General features: G+C 61.0%; 1 pseudogene. It reads left to right on the forward strand.

The features are described 5' to 3' along the window. Positions 1 to 597: 597 nt before the first annotated feature. Positions 598 to 2331 (forward strand): annotated as a pseudogene (locus tag AC1DW9_RS36490) (DEAD/DEAH box helicase); the annotation flags it as partial. Between the last annotated feature and the right edge of the window lie 240 nt (positions 2332 to 2571).

The following is a 2571-nucleotide window of genomic DNA, read 5'->3' on the forward strand; positions in this document are numbered from 1 at the left end:
TAGAATGGGAATGGGCCCGCCGCCTCGGAACTTCGCCGTCGATGCGCATGACTGCATCATGGTCGCGATCCTCCAGGATCGACCGAATACAAGTTTGTGGCGCCGAACCGCGCCAAAATGGCGAGTTCCCCTCGGATCGTTTGGATGTGAGCGCCTGCACTCATCTACGGCCTTCGCCGCGCGGAGCGGCGAAGCTGTTGACGTCCACCCGTACGTGAAAACGAACCGCGTCTCAAAGCCGATAAGGGGTCTGCGGCCTTGACAAGGAAAACCCCATACAAGTCCTCTGGCGCTCAGCGGCGTCGGGCCCTCATGCAGCCGGCGTGGGTCGGAAGCGGACGCCCTACCCATTAAGTGTCTAGCTTGCGAGATGCTCGGCCCTCGCCGACGCTTGATCGTAGGACTGGACGGTGCCGGGTATTATCCCTGGGTAAACGGTCGATTGTGAGCCGCCAAGTCTTGATCTTGGGGCCACCCCTGGGACCGCTCCGAAAGCGGCCCTCGGGCAAAGGGTCCGGTGACTCTACTGGCCCGTTTGACCTTTCGGCGCGCGCGATCATCGCTGACCATTTCATCCCGGATTGGCATCGTTGCAGTATGTCTGAGCCTTTCCAAGCGTTCCTGGACCGCTGCGTTTCGATCGATCTCGAAGTGGATCCAGGAACCGCCACGATCTTCGCTCTTGCGGCGGTGCGCGATGATGCTCGTTCACCGATCCTGGCTAAGAAGCGCGATCTGGCGGCAGCCCTCGATCGCTTGGAAGCAGAGTCGGCCGAGGCCGAGCATCTGATCGGCCACAACATCATTCGGCATGATTTGCCTCACATTGCCGCGGTGCGGCCCCGATTGGCGGGGATTGCGCAATCTCCGATCGACACGCTGTGGCTCAATCCGCTCGCATTTCCACGCAATCCCTATCACCATTTGGTCAAGCACTACCATGACGGGCGCCTACAAGCAGGGCACGTCAACGATCCGGAAATGGATGCGCGCCTGGTGTTTCAGGTGCTGCGCAATCAACTGACGGCTTTGACGCAGCAACACGCCGATCAGCCCCATGCTGTGGCAGCCTTTCATTTCCTTACAACAAGGAGCGAGAACTCAGGCGGCTTCGACGCGGTATTCCAGGAGGTGCGGGGGGCGCCCGCGCCCAATCCTCTCGAAGCACGGGAAGCGATTTCCCAGCTACTGGAGGGACGCGCTTGCGAGAGACGGGTGCAACAGACACTGAACTGGCTTTCGAGCCCACAACTCGGATGGCCTATAGCTTATGCTTTGTCCTGGATCCTGGTCGCGGGCGGAGATTCCGTCATGCCACCATGGGTGCGGGCGCAATACCCCAAGTCTGCGCAGATTGTGCGGGATCTGCGTGACGCCGATTGCAAAAGCTCGGATTGCACCTGGTGCCGTGAAAGGAATGATCCGGTCCGCGCGCTGTCTCGCTGGTTCGGGTTTGAAGCCTTTCGCGCGCAGCCAGTGGACGATATGGGCCGGCCTCTGCAGGAGCGGATCGTCGATGAGGCGATGCGGGGAGCCAGCCTCCTCGGCATTCTGCCAACCGGGACCGGCAAATCCGTCTGCTATCAAATCCCCGCCCTCTCGAAGTTCGACAAGACGGGGGCTCTGACCGTCGTGATTTCGCCGCTGGTCGCGCTGATGGCAGATCAGGTGCAGGGAATGGCACGAGCAGGTATCTCCTCGGCCACCACCGTCAATGGAATGCTGTCGATCGCTGAGCGACAGGAAGCACTGGACCGTGTGCGCATGGGAGAGGCGGCGATGCTTCTGATCTCTCCCGAGCAATTGCGGAGCAATTCGGTCCGGTCGGTTCTCGCGCAGCGTGAGATCGGGCTCTGGGTGCTGGACGAGGCCCACTGTGTGTCGAAATGGGGCCACGATTTTCGGCCGGACTACCGCTATGTCAGCCGCTTTATCAAAGAGTCCTCGGGCGATAACGCGCCTGCTCCGGTGCTCTGCCTGACTGCCACAGCCAAGCCCGAAGTAGTCCGTGACATCCGCGACCATTTCCAGTCGCGCCTTGAGCGCGAATTGTTACTGCTGGACGGCGGCGCGGTGCGCACCAATCTCAGCTTTGACGTCAGGCCCACGCAGCGCGGCAAAAAGCTGGCTGATATCCTCGATGTAATCGAGGCCAAGCTACCACAGGACGGCGCTTCGGGTGCCGTGGTGTATTGCGCTACCCGTGGCGAGACGGAACGCGTCGCCGACTTCCTCAAGCAGCAGGGTCTACTAGCGGAACGATTTCACGCAGGGCTGCCGCCCGAGGAAAAGCGGGACATCCAGGAACGATTTCGCGTAGGCGAATTGCGGTGTGCAGGGCGGTGACAAAACCATCCAATGAAGCGCCCTCGCTTGTGGTGGCGCGGGCGGCGTAAAAGCCAACCAGTTGGATAGGCTGATCCCTTTTGGGGTTGGCGGGGATGTTCGCGGTGGAGGTCTACGCGGCGGTTCGTGATTTTGTTTTCAATCAGGGGAAGAGCCGCCGTGAGGCGGCGCGTGTTTTTGGTCTGAGCCGCGAGACGATCGCGAAGATGTGCCGGTTCTCGCTGC

This window comes from Allobosea sp. P4_E12, from assembly GCF_056401655.1.